Origin of the sequence: Segatella copri (assembly GCF_002224675.1) — a bacterium.
Classification (GTDB): Bacteria; Bacteroidota; Bacteroidia; order Bacteroidales; family Bacteroidaceae; genus Prevotella; species Prevotella copri_U.
This window is the reverse complement of the sequence record NZ_NMPZ01000008.1, coordinates 15,122-35,739: the sequence shown is the minus strand read 5'-3', so window position 1 is coordinate 35,739 and position 20,618 is coordinate 15,122. Positions and strand designations below refer to the sequence as shown.

Annotated in this window: 23 protein-coding genes and 2 pseudogenes; 14 read left to right on the top strand and 11 right to left on the bottom strand. The window is 39.5% G+C overall.

Annotated features, from left to right (window positions below; all coding sequences use genetic code 11):
* Positions 1–1,310: 1,310 nt before the first annotated feature.
* Genes CFT61_RS06385 through CFT61_RS06370 form a run of 4 tightly spaced genes read left to right on the top strand, consistent with a single transcriptional unit; the run spans position 1,311 to position 4,791 of the window.
* Entirely contained in the window at positions 1,311–2,369 is a 1,059-nt protein-coding gene (locus CFT61_RS06385; protein WP_089543628.1) for a DUF7833 domain-containing protein, read from the top strand.
* Positions 2,370–2,403: 34 nt separating this feature from the next.
* A complete protein-coding gene (locus CFT61_RS06380; RefSeq protein WP_089543627.1) occupies positions 2,404–3,117 on the top strand; it encodes a hypothetical protein in 714 nt (237 codons plus the stop codon).
* Position 3,118: 1 nt separating this feature from the next.
* Positions 3,119–4,168, top strand: a complete 1,050-nt coding sequence (locus CFT61_RS06375; RefSeq protein WP_089543626.1) for a toprim domain-containing protein — start codon at positions 3,119–3,121, stop codon at positions 4,166–4,168.
* A gap of 14 nt (positions 4,169–4,182) precedes the next feature.
* Positions 4,183–4,791: a hypothetical protein gene (locus CFT61_RS06370; RefSeq protein WP_089543625.1), complete on the top strand. Its 609-nt coding sequence runs from the start codon at positions 4,183–4,185 to the stop codon at positions 4,789–4,791.
* 463 nt (positions 4,792–5,254) lie between these two features.
* Here CFT61_RS06370 and CFT61_RS06365 read toward each other — a convergent pair whose 3' ends face one another.
* The 5 genes from CFT61_RS06365 to CFT61_RS06340 all read right to left on the bottom strand — a co-directional run bounded on the left by CFT61_RS06365 (position 5,255) and on the right by CFT61_RS06340 (position 8,518).
* The gene (locus CFT61_RS06365) at positions 5,255–5,806 is read right to left on the bottom strand and encodes a hypothetical protein (protein ID WP_089543624.1); all 552 of its coding nucleotides are present in this window, start codon (positions 5,804–5,806) and stop codon (positions 5,255–5,257) included.
* Between the two features lie 187 nt (positions 5,807–5,993).
* Positions 5,994–6,311: a hypothetical protein gene (locus tag CFT61_RS06360; RefSeq protein WP_089543623.1), complete on the bottom strand. Its 318-nt coding sequence runs from the start codon at positions 6,309–6,311 to the stop codon at positions 5,994–5,996.
* Positions 6,312–6,898: 587 nt separating this feature from the next.
* The gene (locus CFT61_RS06350; protein ID WP_089543621.1) at positions 6,899–7,213 is read right to left on the bottom strand and encodes a hypothetical protein; all 315 of its coding nucleotides are present in this window, start codon (positions 7,211–7,213) and stop codon (positions 6,899–6,901) included.
* Between the two features lie 22 nt (positions 7,214–7,235).
* Positions 7,236–8,072 (bottom strand): hypothetical protein, encoded by an 837-nt coding sequence (locus tag CFT61_RS06345; RefSeq protein WP_089543620.1) that lies wholly within the window; start codon positions 8,070–8,072, stop codon positions 7,236–7,238.
* A gap of 311 nt (positions 8,073–8,383) precedes the next feature.
* The gene (locus CFT61_RS06340) at positions 8,384–8,518 is read right to left on the bottom strand and encodes a hypothetical protein (RefSeq protein ID WP_254918888.1); all 135 of its coding nucleotides are present in this window, start codon (positions 8,516–8,518) and stop codon (positions 8,384–8,386) included.
* Between CFT61_RS06340 and CFT61_RS17100 the strand changes: the two genes are divergently transcribed.
* Positions 8,509–8,766, top strand: a complete 258-nt coding sequence (locus tag CFT61_RS17100; protein ID WP_217899085.1) for a zinc ribbon domain-containing protein — start codon at positions 8,509–8,511, stop codon at positions 8,764–8,766. The two genes, CFT61_RS06340 and CFT61_RS17100, sit on opposite strands and share 10 nt — an antisense overlap.
* A 160-nt stretch (positions 8,767–8,926) precedes the next feature.
* Positions 8,927–10,294, top strand: coding sequence for an MATE family efflux transporter (locus CFT61_RS06330; protein ID WP_089543619.1), 1,368 nt, complete (start codon positions 8,927–8,929; stop codon positions 10,292–10,294).
* Between the two features lie 205 nt (positions 10,295–10,499).
* Here the strand turns inward: CFT61_RS06330 and CFT61_RS06325 are convergent, their stop codons facing one another.
* Both CFT61_RS06325 and CFT61_RS06320 read right to left on the bottom strand, forming a co-directional pair.
* The gene (locus CFT61_RS06325; RefSeq protein WP_176425521.1) at positions 10,500–10,844 is read right to left on the bottom strand and encodes a transposase; all 345 of its coding nucleotides are present in this window, start codon (positions 10,842–10,844) and stop codon (positions 10,500–10,502) included.
* Positions 10,787–11,293, bottom strand: a complete 507-nt coding sequence (locus CFT61_RS06320; RefSeq protein ID WP_089543618.1) for a transposase — start codon at positions 11,291–11,293, stop codon at positions 10,787–10,789. The genes CFT61_RS06325 and CFT61_RS06320 overlap by 58 nt, the downstream gene beginning before the upstream one ends.
* Positions 11,294–11,811: 518 nt before the next feature.
* Between CFT61_RS06320 and CFT61_RS06315 the strand changes: the two genes are divergently transcribed.
* Positions 11,812–12,153 (top strand): hypothetical protein, encoded by a 342-nt coding sequence (locus tag CFT61_RS06315; RefSeq protein ID WP_089543617.1) that lies wholly within the window; start codon positions 11,812–11,814, stop codon positions 12,151–12,153.
* Between the two features lie 122 nt (positions 12,154–12,275).
* On the opposite strand, the gene CFT61_RS06310 is transcribed toward CFT61_RS06315, so the two are convergent.
* Positions 12,276–12,974, bottom strand: a complete 699-nt coding sequence (locus CFT61_RS06310; RefSeq protein WP_089543616.1) for a hypothetical protein — start codon at positions 12,972–12,974, stop codon at positions 12,276–12,278.
* 164 nt (positions 12,975–13,138) lie between these two features.
* On the opposite strand from CFT61_RS06310, the pseudogene CFT61_RS06305 reads away from it, so the two are divergent.
* The 6 genes and pseudogenes from CFT61_RS06305 to CFT61_RS06280 all read left to right on the top strand — a co-directional run.
* Positions 13,139–13,341, top strand: a pseudogene (locus tag CFT61_RS06305) (hypothetical protein); the annotation flags it as partial.
* Positions 13,342–13,436: 95 nt separating this feature from the next.
* Entirely contained in the window at positions 13,437–14,495 is a 1,059-nt protein-coding gene (locus CFT61_RS06300) for a hypothetical protein (RefSeq protein WP_089543615.1), read from the top strand.
* Positions 14,496–14,609: 114 nt separating this feature from the next.
* Positions 14,610–14,825: pseudogene (locus CFT61_RS06295) on the top strand (hypothetical protein); the annotation flags it as partial.
* A 95-nt stretch (positions 14,826–14,920) separates the two neighbouring features.
* Entirely contained in the window at positions 14,921–15,961 is a 1,041-nt protein-coding gene (locus tag CFT61_RS06290) for a hypothetical protein (RefSeq protein ID WP_089543614.1), read from the top strand.
* 18 nt (positions 15,962–15,979) lie between these two features.
* Entirely contained in the window at positions 15,980–16,990 is a 1,011-nt protein-coding gene (locus CFT61_RS06285) for a hypothetical protein (RefSeq protein WP_089543613.1), read from the top strand.
* A gap of 9 nt (positions 16,991–16,999) precedes the next feature.
* Positions 17,000–17,959 (top strand): hypothetical protein, encoded by a 960-nt coding sequence (locus tag CFT61_RS06280; RefSeq protein ID WP_089543612.1) that lies wholly within the window; start codon positions 17,000–17,002, stop codon positions 17,957–17,959.
* 21 nt (positions 17,960–17,980) lie between these two features.
* On the opposite strand, the gene CFT61_RS06275 is transcribed toward CFT61_RS06280, so the two are convergent.
* The 3 genes from CFT61_RS06275 to CFT61_RS06265 all read right to left on the bottom strand — a co-directional run bounded on the left by CFT61_RS06275 (position 17,981) and on the right by CFT61_RS06265 (position 19,377).
* Positions 17,981–18,556: a metallophosphoesterase family protein gene (locus tag CFT61_RS06275; RefSeq protein ID WP_089543611.1), complete on the bottom strand. Its 576-nt coding sequence runs from the start codon at positions 18,554–18,556 to the stop codon at positions 17,981–17,983.
* 118 nt (positions 18,557–18,674) lie between these two features.
* On the bottom strand, positions 18,675–19,079 hold the full coding sequence (locus CFT61_RS06270) for a hypothetical protein (protein ID WP_142990574.1): 405 nt from the start codon (positions 19,077–19,079) through the stop codon (positions 18,675–18,677).
* Entirely contained in the window at positions 19,057–19,377 is a 321-nt protein-coding gene (locus CFT61_RS06265) for a hypothetical protein (protein ID WP_142990573.1), read from the bottom strand. The genes CFT61_RS06270 and CFT61_RS06265 overlap by 23 nt, the downstream gene beginning before the upstream one ends.
* A gap of 326 nt (positions 19,378–19,703) precedes the next feature.
* Here CFT61_RS06265 and CFT61_RS06260 point away from each other — a divergent pair, with 326 nt between their 5' ends.
* Positions 19,704–20,609, top strand: coding sequence for a helix-turn-helix transcriptional regulator (locus tag CFT61_RS06260; protein ID WP_089543608.1), 906 nt, complete (start codon positions 19,704–19,706; stop codon positions 20,607–20,609).
* The last annotated feature ends 9 nt before the right edge of the window (positions 20,610–20,618 follow it).

The following is a 20,618-nucleotide window of genomic DNA, read 5'->3' as shown; positions in this document are numbered from 1 at the left end:
TCTCTCCTTTCCTTTGTTATGTGTGTCACTCTGAGTATACACTTTCAAGCCACAAATTTACTAAATGATTGGCTATTTAAAACCGTATTTCATATATTTATAGTATTCGTGTCTACGTTTATTAGACATTAACTAAAAAGAAAGTGAGCTGCCATCCAGCACACCTTCTAAGGCTCGGCAAAGCCTATAAATACATGCACGGATAGGCAGCTCACGTATATGAGCTGTCCCGTGCCTTGTATTTATTCTTTTAATTTGCCGATTTAAGAAAGTGAGGCACTTTACTTATTCCCACGAAAATCTATGTCCCAAAGGACAACGATGCAAAGGTACAAAAAAAAATAAAACATCATAATAAAATCCTATTTTTTTTGAAATGTTATTTGTGTGGATGTTTTTTGAGACTATGTAAGGATGATTCGGTTTAAGCTAAAGTTATTAAACCGTCGTATGAGTTTAAAGGCATATTATAAAAAACAAGTAGAAAAATGTTTTAGTTATTTATTGCGTTGAAAAATAGCACATTACAAGTTAATTAAAGTTAAATTATACGTTATTAGATTGCCTTTGTAGAAATAAATATATATCTTTGCATTCGCAAAAAAGATTAGGATTTTATAGTCTCATGTTAGAGTCTATAAACTGCTGAAATCTAGATGATGGTTTTAACACTATATTAAACTTAATAATGGAAGCTCACTGGAGTATTCATGTATAAGCAAAAGGCGAGTATTAGTATGATTGACATGAAAGAGAACAATTGATTACATTCATTCTTTCGACTCAATCAAATTTCTATTAATATTGATTTAAACAAAATAAAGATGTTCAAAATTAAGAAGAAAATTCATAGCGAAACAAAACCTGATTGGGTTGTATGTGTCTTGTATAAGATACCACCAAGAGTGTATGATTGGCAAGAGTCTCATGCTGCCTGTATGAAGCATTTGATAGTCATCAAGGACATATTGGAAAAGTCCTCGGTGAAATGGCATGGTGGTAATCATAGCTTGACTAAAATTAGAAATCTGAAAGTTGAGGGCGGATGTCTTCATGTACTAACTAAGTCTGGACGTAATAGTCTTTCTTTCAATATTATAGAAGAGTAAAATTCACGTGTGTGCGATTGGAAGGCTTTTTATAAGGTTTTCTAAGATGCTCTATGTAGTTCTAAAATCTTAAAACCCCTGCACAGTAATTTGTGCTTACGATATATTTAAAATCAACATCACAAAATGCGTAATTTCGATAAAACATGGATTAAACTGCCTCGAAGTTTTACTTCCTGGCGATGGTACCATGAGAGTAAGATGGTACATTTGTTTTTGTATCTGTTGCTTCAGGCTAATGTCAAGAAGAAGGATTATCTTTCCTTGACTATCTATCCTGGGCAAGTTGTCACAAGTCTTGTGCAAATTGCTCAAGACACAGGATTATCCATTAGAAATGTGCGAACCTGCCTTAAAAAGTTATCCTCCACAAAGGATATCAAGGTCAAGAGCAGCAACAAGGGAACAATTGTTTCCATTTGTAATTTTGAACGTTTCTTGCAGCTTTCTAATGAAGATGATACTTTGGGCTGGATTAAACTCTACCGCAAAATCTTGTCTTGGAAGTGGTATCAAGATGGGGAAAAGGTTCATCTTTTCGTCCATCTGCTGCTGAATGCGATTTATAAATCTCGACCAGATGAGTCTTTAAGTAGAGCTCAGTTGGCTATAAGTAATCAGGATCTTCATACAGAAACCTGTATTCCCTTAAGTAGTATCTGGTCTATTCTCGGTGATTTGGAGAAGACTGGAGAAATTGAAATTTCTCTCCAATCTAATCTTATTACCATCTGTAATTACAACCAATATCAAGGTGTTTATGATGGTGTCTTTGATGGTGACATGCAAGTGACACGCAACCGACATGCAGGTGACACGCAGATGACAGACACCAGACAAATCAGCGACATGCAGGTGACAACTCCCTTATATAGATATAATGATATAAAAGCCGGAACTTCATCGACGCATGTGTGTGCGTGTGAGGGTAGAAAATTTCAGAATGGAAAAGAGCTGGCAGAAAAGAAACCAAGCAAAGAAAGCTACTATTTTGCTCTGCTTGATGAATCATCCTGGCTGGAAGCCGTTAGGTCGCGTTATCATTTCGCAAATATTCACGAAGTTCTAGATTTGCTTAGAACCTTTAACCTCGACATGCAGTGCCGTGGTAAAGAGAAGCATGATGATCTGAGTGATTACAAGAGTCATTTCTGCGATTGGCTTAAAAAGCAGGATTTTAAGAAGCCTAAATCAGTTTATGGCTCCCGATATACTCCTCAGGCATCTGATGGCAGGACTATTTATGGTCAGAGTTTTTAAGATACATGGTTAAGGTTTAATCGAGGAATGAACAATGATGAATACTACAGCATTCAGACCGCCTCAAAGTGTTGACGAGGTGATTTATAGAATACAAGCTGCTCCTGTGGGTAGATGTAGTTTTAAGTTGCCAGTTAGTCCTAGATTCTGTTATGAGGCATTGCGTGCAGCCTTTGAAAAGGCAGTAAATGCCAGCTATATCAACTGTATCTATGACGAGGAACAATGTATGGTTTTAAATACAATTGCCTATTGGCTGGTTGGTCAAAGTTATAAATGCGGATTATGGTTGAGTGGATTTGGTGGGACTGGTAAAACCACTATAGTGTCTGCCATACAGAGACTTATAAACTCTCTTTATCTGCCTGATCCCATCAAGGCTTCATCGGGACATATGGTAACTGCTGGCCTTACAGTGATGAGTGCTTCTGATCTTTGTCATTTATACGTGAATGACTATAAGCAGTTCCTGGGTTATCGCAATACGGCATTATTGGCTATTGATGATTTGGGAATGGAGTCTGAGCGTATCATGAAATATGGGCAAGAGTGTTATCCGATTAGTGAGTTGCTTTCCTATCGCTATGAGTGTCGGTTATTCACCATTGTAACCACCAACCTGCCCTCTTCTGAAGTCCGTCCTCGCTATGGGGATCGGATGGCTGATCGTGTGAATCACATGATGCAGGTTGTAGTGATGCCAGATACTAATTTTCGAGAGCTTTCTGAAACCTATAATCCCATTTAGTATGAAGGAAAAAGAAGAAATCCTAGCCCGAACTTCCGGAGGTTTGGGCATTTTTGTTCATTACCTGGGAAAGGAATGCCTGAAAAGAAAGTTCAAAAGTCCTTTTCGGGATGATGACAATCGGCCATCTTGCAAGCTGTACCTCAATCAGCCATTGGGAGGTAGAGCCTATTATTATTTGCATGACTTTGGTGATAGCAGATATTCTGGAGATTGTTTTTTCATTGCTGCTCAGATTTTGAACATCAATCTGTCAACCGACTTTGTTCATCTTCTGAAGCAGATAGACAGGGATCTTTCTTTAGGAGTGTTTGATTATGGCGGTGAAGAGTTAGGATATGTTTATCGCGCTATACCCCAGAAGGCTATATCTGCAAGGAAAGTGATTCAGGAAGATCCTGGTATATCCTTTAGGGCGGAGGTGAAGTCTTTCTCTCAGGAAGAGTTAGCCTATTGGGGAGCATATGGTATCACAGCAGAAATCTTGTCGAGGTTTCATGTTGAGAGCTTGAAGAGTTGTGTCTTTACCAAGACTGATGGAAGGCAATATGGCATCTACTCCACTTCCCTCACTCCCAGCTATGGATATTTCTTCAAAAGCGGTAAGGGTATCAAGGTGTATCGACCTCGTTCTGAGAACAGGTTTCTTTATGCTGGAGAACTTCCCTGTCCTTATGTCTTCGGTTACGACCAACTACCGGAAAGAGGAAAATTCCTCTTGATTACTGGTGGCGAGAAGGATGTACTGTCTTTGTGTAGCCATGGCTTTCCTGCCATCTGCTTCAATAGTGAAACAGCCAAGGTTCATTCTACACTCTTGGACCAGCTTAAGCTTCGTTTTGAGCATCTGGTGTTTGTGTATGATGTGGATGCTACCGGATTGCGGGAGTCTACCCATAGAGTGGAAGAACTGGAGTCTTCCTATCCGGTAAGCAAGGTGGTTCTGCCACTTGCCGGAAGTAAGCAGGAAAAAGATGTCAGTGACTTCTTTAAACTGGGAGGCACCCGGGAAACATTAGAAAATTTGATCTTTCAATCATTCAACAACTAATAAATACAACTATCATGATAAAAGGAAAACGTTTATCCTTTGCTCACCTGGAAGGCGATATATGTGTCTATAACTTAACAAAGGGTGATAAGGAATATCTTAAAAGTAACGGATTGAAAAAGGTACCTTCCATTCTTCAGAGTGTAGAATTTGGAAGTCTGGGAAAACTGTATCAGGGCTTCGGGATTCAAAATGATATGGGAGGCGTTGAGTTCTTCCATCCGGATTATACCAAAAATCCAGTAACATTGAGAGCCTGTGGCATAACCACAGTCCTGAACCCTAAGGTAAAGGATACCCAGGTTTGTTGCCTGTTCTATGACTTTATGGACTATCTGGCTTATTGTTCATTACAGGGATCTGCAGAACTACGTTTGCCCTATCAAGGTACCTGCATCATCATGTCACACGTCAAGAACTTCATGCATATGGTAGTGGACAGTGATGACTATGATGAGGTTTATGTGTTTTTCCCAAATACTGTAGTGGGTGAGACTATCGCACTTACTTTGAAGCAGCGTAACCAGAAGAAAGTCAAGAACTTCAGTATTTTCTATAAGGGTTATAGAAATCTCAGCTCTTTTGTTAAGGACAAGCATATATCATCCGACTATGTGTTCTAAGGATATGAACAACGTTTCTATTGCTATTCCCATATGCATCTTTGCAATAGTCATCATTCTGTTTGCTCTTGCCCTCTACTACGAGATCAAGCATACCTACAGGGATGGCGGTTTATGGAAGTAGTTTTTAAGCTTGAACTATTTGGGCAGATGTGACATACCATGTTCTTTCGGTACTGCTCCTGGGCTTAACTTCCTGGTGGGCGTACTGAAAGTTTAATTTGCCTGCAGGGATTTTGTCACCCAAGGAGAAATAGAAGGTTCATTCTATAAAAATGCCCATCAGTCTTCTCGCGAAGACCTCTGGGCTTTGAGTATATAAAAATGTGTTGAACTTTAAAACTGCTATTTGTCTGGACGAAATGAATCTTCACTATGTTTCATGGCTTTTCCAAAACCTTTGAATAGCCACATGAAAAACAAAAATAAGAATATTGCTCCCATAATCTTGATAGTTTAATTGTTATTTGACAGAGAAGGTTGAAATGTGTCCGAAGTTGGTGGTCGTCACTCCATATTCTCCTGGTGCTGCATCTGAAATTGTCACTAGGAACGAACTCTCGCCAAACTTCTCCACTTCATATGCTACTGTGTTGAAGGATGTTGTTGCCTTCAAGCCTGAAAGAACCCCCACTTCAGCCAGCATGAATCTGCGCTCTTTCTTCTTTGCTTCGAACTGGAATACTCCAATGGTAGTCTTAGGATCCTCATTGTGGTCCTTTACCCTCACAACGAACTGCACCTTTCCCTTGGCAACCTTGTTGGGTGAGGATTCACCTTTTACTCTAAGGAACGTCTTTCCTTTGTCGAGTAAACTGCTGCCGGGAATAGGAATGTAGCCAAAACCAGAGGTCTTGGTCTTCATTTCTGCCTCTTCCTTCTCCAGGATCACTTGGCTGTTGGCAGACTGCACGAGTGATACCTGTCCGATATACTCTGGCTCCTTGAAACCTTGCGCCATGCTTGTTGTTGTACAGGTGAGAAACATCATCACCCCCATCATAAGATTCTTCATGTCAATCAATATTTTGTAAATGTTATTAATATTCATTCGAAAACCAGAATTTCGCAAACTTTTTTTTGCCATTTCAAGAAATTATTCGTATCTTTGCAGCATGAAACTTCCACATTTCATTTAGGAAAATTCCTTTGGTTCGGCCTCTTGTATTCTGAATGGATTCAAGAGGCCTTCCCGTTTCTGGCTAAAAGTCGTATTCCAGCTTCAAAGCCTTGTCAAGATCCATCTGGTTGATGAGCTTTACATGCCTCTTGTCACCCACATATCTGTATTCACCAGTCATGTGATATTTCCCAAGAAGCCTTTCTATGATACACACATCCTCGGAATTCATTTCAGCCATGCTGCATCCCATCCTGACAAACTCCATGGCTTGAGCCTTGCTGATGGGAAACGCCTTACCAAGCATCATCTGTGCCTTATAGGGCTTGCCTGGTGGAAATACATTGGCACTGAGCGGCAAAACACTTATTTCTTTCCATTCAATTTCCTTTGCTTTCATTCTTTTTCTACTCTTCTAAGCGTGCAAAGATAATAGATTTCTTCTGCATCTATCCCCTCTGCACAATGAAACTTCTATTTTAACACTTTCCGGATATTTATACTGCATATATGCATATTGCACAATTTTGCTGTATATTTTTCCATTTGATTTTCCCCACAGCTTCAGACGCAAAGCATCAATAATCATGCCCTGCTTTCGCCCCCTGCTTCGAAGAAAATTCTGGATTTCCTGAGCACCAGCCTTTTTAAAGACTTGTTTTCCACAGGAAACCGAACTTTTTTTTATGACATTCCGGCATACCCTTCACACCATAGCCTTTTTCGTGCCTCCTTTGAAGGATGCTTATCCAGCAGAACGCCAAGTAAGATAGTAGAAATCTTTTGGGAATACCCAATTCCATGGGAATTGTGGAAGGCTTCCGAAAAAGATTTTAGCTTTCTAGCCTTTAGGCGATACTTGGCATCTGCTGTAGCAGCCTTACCTTTGCACGATAAAAGCTCTGAGGGTGAAGGCATAGCCAATCTCCCTTAAAAATGGGTGAGATTTCCTCAAGTGGAGGAACAATACCCCATAGATAAGGACTATCAGGCTATCAACTTATGCAATGTCAATGTCTTGATGGGAGTTTCCCCTTCATACTCGTACATTTCCATACAGTCTTCCTTGTATCCCACAAAATGCAGTTTCTGTATCCCATGAGAATCATTACTGGTCAGTATCTCAACCCTCTCAAACTGACAGGGCAATAGAATGCATCCCCATCTGTTGGCGATTCCTTCTTGCCCTTTGCTCTGAATGATGGCCAGTCCTCCTATTTCCTGCTTAAGACCGTAAGAACATGTCTTTCTTAGATAATATTCATCATCCCGGTCTCCTGCCCTATTGTATTCAAATCCCATAGACTTCCAAAACTCTAAACAATCAGAGTTTGCTACTAGCTCGTATATTGTTTCTTCTGGATGAGTGATAATTCTTTTCATGTGCATCGATGATTAGTTGTGAATCAAACATATTTTCTTCATGGAGCTTCAGCAATGCTACCTTCCGACTTTTGCTTTCAGGAATGAACAGCAGCTTGTGCTTGAAAACGAGTGCCTGTATGTCACAAAGGTTGGCCTGGTGCTTCTTCATGATCTTCTGCATGTTCAAGCTGTCAAGCCAATGACTTTTCCGGGCTCTTAGCGTCTCCATTATCTCTTTCTCAAAAAGGGTCATGTCCTTCTGTTCCCATAGATGAAGTAACCAATGAAGGCTGATTCCTCTTTTGATATCGTAAAGTACACATCCATATCCATGGAGTCTGCAGTGTTCCATCAAAGCATACCATTTCTTCTGTACAGCCTGAGTGGAAAACAGATGGTAGGGCATGAGCATCACCATTACGATACATCCATCCTCCAGGATAATCATATAATCAGGAGTGAACGTCAAAGTGAATTCCTCATCATATATAATCTCCTCTGGATATTCAATCACCTGCTCTATCCAGGCACATTTCTCTGCCATCTGCAGGAATATCTCCTGCTGATGATTGTAGAAGGGAACCTTCCTGTCGAGCTTCTTGGAGTCAAAGAGCCCGAATTTCATCCAATCGATGCCTTCCTGTATCACAGGATATAGATAGGTGATATCATACGCCCATACAGAACGCAATCTCTTTCTATCCATTTTTCTCATGTGCTCACACTTTCCTGGATAGATGACCGAGTCATACAATCTGAGCATGTTCTCCGCCGGTTTATTCATTTCCTTTTTCATATACTCAATTTTTTATCGGCTGCAAATATAAGTAGAAATCCTGGAGCCGCCAAATCGATTTAAGGTTCGTTAACGGCCCCTATATATTGATAACAGGAAGAAAGAAATAGAGAAAGAAAATTATAATAAAAGAAAGAGAAAAGAAAGAAAAATCCAATTAATAAACAGTTTAGGATAATTTAACTAGAACACCTCCGCATAACCTCTGTTTTTCAGGTAATAATGCGAAATATACTGTAAGGGCATTAAAAGGAAAGTCCGGTCCAAAGTAACCTTTCACGGGTTGCCTTGACCGGACTCTTGATATAATACTACACCTTCTTTCCCATTTCATAAGCTTCTTCAAGCTTGCTGTTGCCCTCAATGCTGCGAGGTTCATCTACTCCTCCACAGAAAAGTGTAGCGGCTAAATGGCTCTTGGGGTAACAGTCAATCCATCTATCCATCCTCGAAGACATGCCATTATTGTGGCCATGTCAAGGAGGATCTGTCTTTGTCAGACCGCTACTATACTTGCCCAAATTGCGGTGAGTTAATAGATCGTGACCTGAATGCAGCGAAGAATATACTTGATGAAGGTTTAAGAAATATATCGGCAGGAACTGTCGATTACACCGATGGAGAGGGCGTAAGACTTGCTTGCAAGCATTCCTTGATGAAGTCGGAATCCCACAAGTCTTTAGCTTGTGGGTAGTTCAAATCCTTAGCTATTTTACCGAATTTTAATAGATTTCTGGGTTATGATTCCTCAATCTCAACAAAAAGCAGTAACTTTGCACCTCAAAACAGGATGAAAGAGAAAAACTCTTTAGATAAAGCGAAAAGGACTCAAAAAGGAAAAAGATTGAATGGATATGGATAATACAAAATCAAGGAATCAGATTGATATGCTTCATGGACCATTGCTCATGAAGATAATAGTGTTCACCCTCCCTCTGGCAGCAAGCAGCATCTTGCAACAATTGTTTAATTCGGTGGATGTTGCTGTAGTGGGACGCTTTGCCAGCAGCCAAGCTTTGGCGGCAGTGGGAAGCAACACACCAGTCATCAGTTTGCTCATTAATCTCTTTATGGGAGTTTCGATGGGCGCCAACGTCATTATTTCCAACCACATTGGACAAAATGACAAGCGGAGTATCCGGGATGCCATTGGAACAGTAGGAATCACTGCACTGGTAAGTGGGCTCTTTCTTATGGTATTGGGCATTAGCGTGGCTCGACCGATTCTTACTTTGATGAATACCCCAGCCGATGTTCTCGATTTGGCGGTGACTTATCTCCGCATCTTTTTCCTAGGTATCCCTTTCTTCATGATCTTCGATTTTGGTTCTGCAATACTCCGAAGCATGGGCGATACGCGCCGACCACTTTATATCCTGATGGTGGCGGGCATCGTGAATACCATACTCAACCTTATCTTCGTCATCGTCTTTCATATGAGTGTGGCTGGTGTGGCCATCGCTACCTCTATTGCCAATGCAGTGAGTGCAGCTCTCATCATCTACCTCCTAATTCATGAGAAAGGACCATTTCGACTGAACATCAAGAGAATGCGTGTAAAATGGAAGGAACTGAGACGAATGCTGCAGATAGGTGTACCCGCAGGATTGCAGGGAATGGTATTCTCTTTCTCAAACGTGGTGGTACAGTCTGCTATCAATGGTTATGGCTATGGAGCGATAGCCGGTTCAGCAGCTGCACTCAACTTCGAATTCTACAGCTATTTCTTCATCGCTGCCTTCAATGGAGCCGCAATTACATTCATCGGTCAGAACTATGGTGCCGGCAAGCTCGACCGAGTGAACCGCATTTTTTGGATTTGCATGGCTCTGGGGGCATTAACTTGCGCTTTATGTAACTGGTGCTTCGCCTGGCAAGATGAATTCTTCCTGGGGCTTTTCACGGGTGACCCTCATGTGTTGGAATATGGAAAGATACGAATGCATAATGTTCTTGTTATCCAGTTTATCGCTGCAAGTTATGAGGTGGCAGCGTCAGCGATGCGTGGCATGGGTAAATCTATAGCCCCTACCCTTGTCACCATCTTCGGTACCTGCGTACTCCGTATGGCTTGGGTGTTTGCAGTGTTACCCCACTTCAACGATTTCAAGCTTCTGATGTGGGTATACCCGTTTTCTTGGGCTATCACCGGCTTCATGATGCTTACCCTCTATCGAATACATTGGAAGAATGTAAAAAGAGGGTGTGTCATAAGTCCATGACGCACCCTTTTTCTATCTATAATTTTCCGTAAACCTTATCTCGATTTAACAGCTACTAGAAACGGAATGTTTATAATATTTACTTTCTGGTCTCCTTAGATATAGATTTCTCACTTTAGTTCCCAATTGGGCATAGTTATCCCTTACAGCTTCATCAGCTGTTTTGAGTTTTACAATTCATGTCGCTTTATTCCTAACATTTTTTTTAGTTGGTAGACATGGCATAAATACCGAAGTCCATATAAACCTTCTCTTTGCCAAAATGTCGGAATCGTTTATAGCCCATATCAAACTTCATTTGTCCAAAAGCCGCCTCTGGCTCTACCGGTCTTTTGCTCCGGTGTTCCAAGCCTAGCTCAGATGTCAACAATTCAAAAGCTTCCTTCTTGTAAGCATTAAGACGGTGATTAACTCCGACAACCCTATCCCCCTTGGAAGTCTTGCACCTACTAGCCAATGGACAACCATCACACCGTTTGGCCCTGTAAAGCGTTATGACGGAAACATATCCGGAGTCACTCGTAGTCTGTCGCTGCCCACATTCTTCCATATGTTGCCCCATAGGAAAACCAGGTAGTTTTCCTCCTTATTATAATAGAGATTTGCCTGATTAAAAGCATCTTCCTTGAATGGTCTGTGTTGCTCCTTATGAAACCAGTTGTACTTAACGTAACCAACCATGTCCTCTTCTTCTATGAACTCATAATTCTCTAAGGATCCATAGCCAGAATCTGCAGTGACGGTTTTTGGCTGCCTACCGTGTCTCCATTTGAACTTCTGCATGAAAGGCTTGAAAGTAAGTGTATCTGTTGGATTTGAATATAAGTCAAAGTTCGTGATATACTGATTTTCGGTGGCTATCTGCAAGTTGTAGGCAGGCTTAGTCTGTCCATTGTTCATGGCATCCTCTTTGAGGCGCATGAATGTGGCATCATTGTCTGTCTTGGAAAAACTGTTTCTGTTGCCAAGAATCTCCAATGAAGACTCGTATTCGCGCATTTTATTACTATAATTATATAAGTGTTTAATCTGAGTGCCAAGTTTGCTGCGTTCTCTTTTTGAGAGGTTCGCCTCCGGGATAGACAGCAGCTGTTGCTCGTAACTCCTTACCGTGGAGTCTATGTCGCACGATTTTTCCAGCAAACTCTCCGTGTCTTCATCATATTCTTTTCCTGAGAGATACTTTATTTTTTTTTGAGTTGCTTGAGAGCTATTGCTGCCTTTTCTAGAAGTTTCTCACGGTTTTTCTGCACTGTCTTCTTCCAAACAAAGGTATATTTGTTAGCCTTTGACTCTATCTTGGTACCATCAACGTACTGCTCCTCTAAGGTTATAACACCCTTTTTTACAAGGATATTCACGACCTTGTCAAAATAGAAATCGATGCATTTCAGAAGGTGATTTGTACGGAATCGGTTAATTCACCTGTACCTTCGTAAGTACTTAACAATGGTTTACTGTCCATACTGCGAACTATGGAATCTAACATACGTACTTTATCATCTTTTGGGATATAATTGTCAAAAGATGAAGGAAAAAAGCTCAAATCTTTCCTAGTTTCGGATTTTATTTGTATCTTTGCCATATTCTATAAAGTTTTCTGCAAAGATACTACTTTTTTGCAGAAAGACAAAGCCCGAGCTTGTGAAAATTTGGGCTTTGTTGTAAATAAAGCAGAAAAAATTCTAAAAGAACAAGACAAAAACTTGCAAGTAGGAGTTTTTGCGAAAAAGGGTGCGTCATGGACTTATGACACACCCTCGGTTTCTTTTTCGCTTTTTCAAGATTTTACGGTCTTTAAGCGACGTGTCTTGCGACAACGTGTGGACTGTGGAATATGCATCGAGCAGCCAGCGTGATAATTATCCATCAACAAGATTTTCTGAATTGGAGATGTTGTAGCAATAACAGCCATTCAGTCGGCAATCGATATTCACCCAAATGTTTTTCCTCTGTCGTCATACGTCACTCACGTTATTTTTTACTTATCCAAAAAGCTGACAACCTCTGGAATCTCTTTGTTCAAGAAGTCGTACCAAAGCTGAGGGCTATACCCCATTGATGTATGATGAATCATATAGAATGGAAGCTGATAGCCATCAGCAAATTGCAATTCACCTCGTATAGGAGAACTGTAACTGATTCTTTCGTCCAATGTTTGGATAGAATATTTCACGTCCGTTTCATCGAGAACATTTATACCCTTTGCGTTTCTTAATCCAACGAATATGCAAACATCTGGCTTGATAATCTGCACGACATCAGCTAAGCACTTCCATGCCGTCTCGTAATCAGCTAAGGAGGGCACCTCATGTGTGCCTTTCATAGGCTCCTGTATGAAGTTATAAGAAGCTATTTTGTTCCAAAAACCCTCGACATCCATGTCGCTTTCATCCAAGAATGTTTTCTGAAGGTTTGTATGGAATTTCCAGCTACCTTTTTCTATTGCACAATTAACTATTGCACAATTAATGATTCCTCTTGTATATTCCTTGTCTGTAACACATCTATCATATTCCTCTGGGCAGAATTTGCCTTCATCATTCACCGTATAGTGCGAGTCTCCCATGATAAGCACACGTTTTGGTGCCGAAGCATAGTTGCAACCTATCCAAGGATAGTGTACAAGATTCTCAACTTTATCAAACTGCGAATCAAATTGTTTGTCTGATGTTGTCATAATAACCTAAATTCCGCAACACTATAATTCAATATTATTTATAAGAACCTGAGCAACAAAAAGTTGATTAGGTTTTTGCCATGTCAGAAATCTCACTTGTCTTAGTGTTGCATTTAAAAACAAATAAAACTCTGAATGACACGGCAAAAATACAAATAAAATCTATGAAACACACTCCTTTTGGGGATTTTTTTCAATTATGGAGCAATTTGATGCTTTTTTAGCTTAAACCATAGATTCCACCTTGGAATCGAGATGCACATTGTTTGGTTATCAATATAGTGAGATTCTACGCTCTCTGATGTGCGTATATCTTTGTGGTGGCTCATGTCTTGAGGATATTTCAACACACCTTATAAAAATTTTATAAAAATATCATAGCCTTCAAAGATATTTTTAAGCTCTGCCATTTTTTGGCACACCCTTGCACTACCTTTGCAATAAATTTTAAATGTTAAGTGTATGAAACTGAAAGAACTTTTACTTAGTACGGATTTTGATATGTTGATACCAGCCTTGAAAAAGGAAGGATATTTGGGCATCAGACAATATCGTGAGGCATACGACATCCTTTGCCATCTTACTCCTGCGGATGAATCCGAGATTAATGACCCCCAAATACGTGTAGAGTGGGTTAAACCTGTTGAAGGCTATGAGGATGAAGAGCCATATATTAATGTATACAATTGTGAAGGTGATCTTTGGGAGCACAATGTAGCCAAGGAAGTTGTAGTTGCCGATGACTGTAAACTTACTAAGGAAGAAGTCATAGCCAAGATTCTTTTGAGTTGTACTTCCTATGGCTATACGCCACAGACTACCCAAGATACCTTTGAGGACAGAATCGAGCACAAGATGCACACCTGTTATGGAACTATGGCGAGAAAGTTAAAACAAAAGTTCTATCTCTATTATTTGCCCGGACATAAAAAGAGAGAGGTTCTCAAAAGAATGAGACTCGCATCTCTTGATAGTATAGCCATGAGCATGGAGGACTGGAACTATTGCAAGAAGAGAATCGCCAAAGCATCCAATATCAGAAAGAAGCGTGACTATCGTATGCAGAAGAGAATTGACTATCTAGACTATAGAGAAAAATATGAAGGTCTCCGGGATAAGTTCATGGGTGGAAAGGACATCACTTTTCATGACATGGACTTCATCTATGATGGTTTCTCTATGTTACTAACCAACATGGAGACTCATACTTATGGAGAAAGCAGCAGAGTGGATTATCTGAAGAAACTGATAAAGTACATCGAGATGGATTCAGACTATGAGTTTTTCAATCCGCAGAAGCTTGTTGTATTATGCAAGGTGCCTTCACAACACCCACTCTCCTCCGATGAAAATGAAGAAATCAGGAATGAGTTCCACAAGTTAGCAGGAAAAGGAAAGCTCATCTTTGGTTTATCAGAGATAAAAACTGAGGTGGCTGACATCCATTTCACTATACTCGTTCAGAAATATGAGAAACGCCTTATTATAGATGTCAATGACCTTATTTGCGCAATACCATAATTTAATATTTTTTATAAGCACCTGAGCAACAATAAGTTGCTCAGGATTATGCCATGTCAGAAATTTCACTTATCTTAGTGTTGCATTTAAAAAACAAATAAAACTCTGAATGACATGGCAAAAATACAAATAAAATCTAAGAAACACACTCCTTTTGGGGATTTTTTTCAATTATGGAGCAATTTGATGCTTTTTTAGCTCAAACCATAGATTCCACCTTGTACATTGTTTGATTATCAACATAGTGAGATTCTACGCTCTCTGATGTGCGTATATCTTTGTGGTGGCTCATGTCTTGAGGATATTTCAACACACCTTATAAAAATTTTATAAAAATATCATAGCCTTCAAAGATATTTTTAAGCTGTGCCATTTTTTGGCACACCCTTGCACTACCTTTGCAATAAATTTTAAATGTTAAGTGTATGAAACTGAAAGAACTTTTACTTAGTACGGATTTTGACGCATTGATTCCTGCCTTAAAAAAGGAAGGATATTTGGGCATCAGACAATATCGTGAGGCATACGACATCCTTTGCCATCTTACTCCAGCGGATGAATCCGAGATTAAGAACCCCCAAATACGTGTAGAGTGGGTTAAACCTGTTGAAGGATATGAGGACGAAGAGCCATATATTAATGTATACAATTGTGAAGGTGATCTTTGGGAAAGCAATGTCGCCAAGGAAGTTATTGTTGACGATGCCTGTAGACTTACTAAAGAAGAAGTCATAGCCAAGATTCTTTGGAGTTGTACTTTCTATGGCTATACGCCACAGACTACCCAAGATACCTTTGAGGACAGAATCGAGCACAAGATGCACACCTGTTATGGTACTATGGCAAGAAAGTTAGAACAAAAGTACTATCTCTATTATTTGCCCGGACATAAAAAGAGAGAGGTTCTCGAAACCATGAAGCTCTTTTCTCATGATAGTATATCCATGAGCATGGAAGACTGGGACTATTGCAACAAGAGAATCGCCAAAGCATCCAATATCAGAAAGAAGCGTGACTATCGTATGCAGAAGAGAATTGACTATCTAGACTATAGAGAAAAATATGAAGGTCTCCGAGATAAGTTCATGGGTGGAAAGGACATCACTTTTCATGACATGGACTTCATCTATGATGGTTTCTCTATGTTGCTAACCAACATGGAGACTCACACTTATGGAGAAAGCAGCAGAGTGGATTACCTGAAGAAACTGATAAAGTACATCGAGCTGGATTCAGAGAATGAGTTTGCCAATCCTCAGAAGCTGGTTGTATTATGTAAGGCATCATCTCTTCATCCTCTTTCCTTGAAAGAGAAAGAAGAGATTAAGAGCGAGTTTCAGAAGTTGGCAGGAAAGGGAGAACTCGTCTTTGGTACAGCAGAGGTAAACTCTGATGTTATTGACTTACAGTTTACGATTCTCATTCAGAAATTCAAAAAGGGTCATCCGATAGATGATGATGTATAATGATTTAAAAAATCGAAAATGACAGTACAAGAATACTTAAAGCAATTCTCTTTTGATGACATCCTACCACCCACAAGAAAAATGATAGAAGAGTGGCGAAAAAAAATGGATTCATATTTTTGGACGGATGATCACCAACTGGAAGAATGCAAAATGAAATATGACTGTATCTGTAGAATTGAAGGAAAACCAAGTAAGAATCCTTATCTTTGGATTCAGTTCATAGACCATAGGGACATTATTCCTGGCTATATTGGCATGAATACATGGGACTTCGAATTGGTGCCTTTAGCTGAATGCGCCTCAAAGGAAATTAGGTATGATGGAAATCCTGGTCTTTTCTCCCAAAAAGAAATTGCGGCTAAACTTGTTTATGATTTACCAGGGTGGCGGTATAGTCTTGATGGAGAAAGTTTTCAATTAGACTACGACTCACTTTATATAAAAAAAGCATGTTTGATTTATAAAAGATATGCAAAACATCAGTTGCCAGGCAAACAAACTAGGTATTTCGATGAAGAATGGCAAGACGAATATAATCTAACTGTATTTTCTGAAGATCGAAATATTATAGAAAAAAGAGAAAGGCGTTGCAATGGGGCAAAGAGAAAACGTAATTTCCGTGTCAAGAATAGAATCAAGCAACTGGAAATATACAATGAGATAGACTATCTTATCAGAAGATTATATAAGAACAACGTTGATGGACTTTCATACACCGATTTTAAATGGCTTTTCCAAATAAAAGGCCATGACAAAGGAAGGGAGTTCCGTTCATTTGCCACATGCAAAAGCCAGAGAATAGTATATCTCATAGACTTATTTGAGCATTATGCGGATAAGTTCAAGAAATGGGACAAGTATCTGGTTGAAATCAAAACTTCTCCAGAATCTATGCTTTCTGCGGAAGAAAATGATGCCATATCAAACATTCTCAAGGAGAAAGGAATCAAACCTGACATATGGTATCATGCCACTGACAAATGCTTAGGAGAGGACATATATTTGCTGATTGTGGGATATTCTTAAAATTATAAAATGACTATAGCTGAATATTTAAGAAGTATATCTTTCGAAGATATTGAAGAAATCTTATGGGAAGTTTATGGAATGGGGGACAACTTTACCCCTTTCATGAAAATGACTTATGACCGTATTTGCCATCAGACAGGAACATCTGAGCATTCTTATATGATTGTACAGATTGTGAATTCCTCCATAGACCCTTTGGGCATGAATGTTATCATGCCTGAAGGGTATAAAAAGGATTCTTTGGAGAATTTAGGCAAGTACAAAGTCATCTTTAGAGGTTGTGAAAGTCCTGACACTTCAAGCATTGCCGCAAGTATTATGGAAACAATTATAAGAAATAACCAACAGGGTGTGCTTGAGCCATTTCATAGTCTTGGCATCGTTAAAAATACTAAGTTCAGTAAGCTAGTGATGAATATATACAAGCTGGTTATTAAAGTTCTCTTGCCAAAGAAATGCGTTCCCGAAAGAATGTCAGAACAAGAACTTTATAAAATTATCAGGAAGAGACACTGTCGAAACATTGCACTTCTGAAATTATATACATTTAACAAGGTTTACTCCTTATTTGTACAATATAAACAAATATGTAAGACCCACTACTTAATCAGAAGACTTACTAAAAACAACTGCCAAGGCTTAAATAGCAAGAACTTTAAATGGTTGTACCATAAATCCTGCCAGATGGAAAAGGAATATGTCAGCTTTGCTTTTGAAAAAAATAAGAGAGTGGAATACATCACAGAATTGATTGAAATGTTCAATCTCCCTTTTACTGGTTGGGATGGCTTTCTTATCCTTACAAGAACATCTTCAAAACATCCGTTGCTGGAAAAAGAAAAAAACAAGATTAAAAAAATCATAACCGACCTTGATGGGAAAAACTATAGATGGTATCAATCGTATGACGAGAACTTAGGAGAAGATCTATATTTACTGATAGTAAAGTGGTTTAATAAGAAATGAGCTTGGTCTAGTTATGACTTCTCATTTCTTATTTCTAAGTTCATTAAACTGTGAGACATTGTAAAACTCCGTAAAAGCACCTCCCTTGCTTTGATTTCCACAAGAATGAGCATGACCAAAGACATGGAAACGAGGTTGAGAGCGATAAACCTCTAACAATAGCGGAAGGCTTCCCCTATCCTCGTCAAGTATGCCTTCCGGTGGAATATGGGTAATCAGGAAGTCCATTTTGGTAGCAGATTGGACATTTTGCTCCTTACTTTGCAAGCTTCGCATGGATATATTCCCAAAACATATCCCATCAAACTCAAAGGTGGAATCATGAAGGAAAACTACTTTTTTAGGTAAGAGCGAAATTGTCTGCTCTAAGCTGTCTTCCAAGAACAGTTCATGATTACCTGAGACAAAAATATAAAGTTTGGCGGGATGGCTTAACAACCAGGAAAAGAAGTCCTCCATGCCATCCTTACCAAATCCAGACACTACATCGCCTGCACAAAGCAGGATGTCGGCTTCTTCTGGGATATGAAGCCACTTGTGCATCCCATGAGTATCAGAGAACGCAAAAATCCGATGTTCATTATAGTTGAATAGCATAAATCTAAATCTTATAAAGTTAATACTTCAATGGTGAATCTTGGCAGAATCTCTTCCGACCACATTTTTTGCATTGGCTTCCTATTTTATTTTTTTAAGTGATACGAAACCTGTTTTCTTATTTTTCCTGGCACACTTTGTAAACATCAAACCATAAACCATGCAACATGTCAAGCAGTTTGATTTTATCGTCTGAAGATATGGGTAAGCCGGCAATGTCCTCTGGCTCGAAGCTGACGGATGAGACTTCATTTTTTAGCTCTAGCAAGAGCATATCCATTCGTTTCTCCAAGTATTGTTTCAACCAAGAGAGTTCGTCAAAATCACAAGTTGGAATTTTGATGTTTGATACACATTTTTGTTTCTTATCACCGGTCACTGAGTACAAATTCGCAAACCATATATCGCCAAAGCCAATACTCAAACTGAGTTCTATGCTATATGTCTTTCCCATATAGGAAAAAACATACTCACTTTGAGCTTCATCACCTGTGTCAAAGTCAACCCATTGATTCATCTTCATATGCTTGAATGATTAACAATAGTTGTTCTTCACTTGTGCCCAATGTCTCCTTTACAAGATCCACCTTTGTTGTGTCCATAAATGATTGTGACACTGATATAAGTTGAGTCAGTTCTCCCATCAGCAAAGGATATTTTACAGAGGTGACGATTCGCATAGACACCTTATTATATTTTGTCCAATCCACCAGGGTGTATTGCCTAAAAGATCGGCAGATTGCCTCTGCCCTGCTCTCTCCTTTCATTGGAAAGGAATAGATACGGCGTTTTACCGATATTCCGTGTTTAGTTTGTTCCATAATTTTTTGTTACTTTACATCTATGACACAAAGGTAGTCTGAAAATAGGAAAAATTACTGCACACCTAAAAAATATTTTAAGTGTGACAACATTTTACACAGGAAATATGTACCTTTGCCACAAAATTTATGCATCATAGGAAACAATTTTGGGAGTACTTTAGTTACCTGCTAGGAAGAGATGCCAAACTATGCAAGATGAAGGAAAGTGTATTTTTCGCCAAATACGACGAAATGATAGAGTTCTTACTAAAATAATTGGCAACTGTGCAACATTATTTCTCACTTTTTCATTATATTTGTGCCAAAATTTAAAAGTATAGAATATGGCTATCAATCAATTGAACAAATATGTCTGGCTCGTAGAGACCATTCATCGAGCAAGGAACAGGGGTGGCATTACCCTGAAGGAGATTCAAAGCAGATGGTTGGACTCTGACCTCAGTGAGGGAACGGAACTTTCTCGCCGTACCTTCATCAACAATCTCCATGCCATTGAGGAACTGTTTGAGATTAACATCGAATGTAGTAGCGGATTCCGTTATCACATAGAGTATGGCAATTGCTTCGAGGAAGGAAGCACCAGGAACTGGTTACTCAACGCCTTCTCACTCAACGCCATGGTGGGCAACAGTCGCAAACTCAAGGAGAGAGTTCTCCTGGAGGACATGCCATCTGGCAGAAACTTCCTGGAGGATATCATCAAGGCGATGCGCGACAACCACGTCATATTCATCTCTTACTACAGCTACTATAACGAGAAGTATTATGAGTTTGACATCCATCCTTATTTCGTGAAGGCTTTCAAGAAACGTTGGTATGTGGTCGCATATAGTCCTGGCACGAACGATATCCGTTGCTATGCACTTGACCGTATGGAGAATGTCATCATCTCAGACAAAATTTTCAAGATGCCAAAGGATTTGGAACCGGCCGAATATTTCAAGGATTGCTTCGGAATCATCAATAACGAGGATTCCGAAGTTCAGAAGGTGGTGCTCAAGGTAGATGCCTTCCAGAGCAACTACATACGTAATCTTCCTCTCCATGAGTCTCAAAAGGAAATGAAGCGTACCGATGAATACTCCATCTTTGAGTATCACCTGAAACCAGAGTTTGATTTCGAGCAAGAAATTTTCTCTAACATGGATACCATGGAAGTGTTGGAACCTCAATGGCTAAGAGAAGAGGTGAAGGAGCGGATAAAAAAACTTGCAAGTAAGTATCTTTGAAAGGCAACC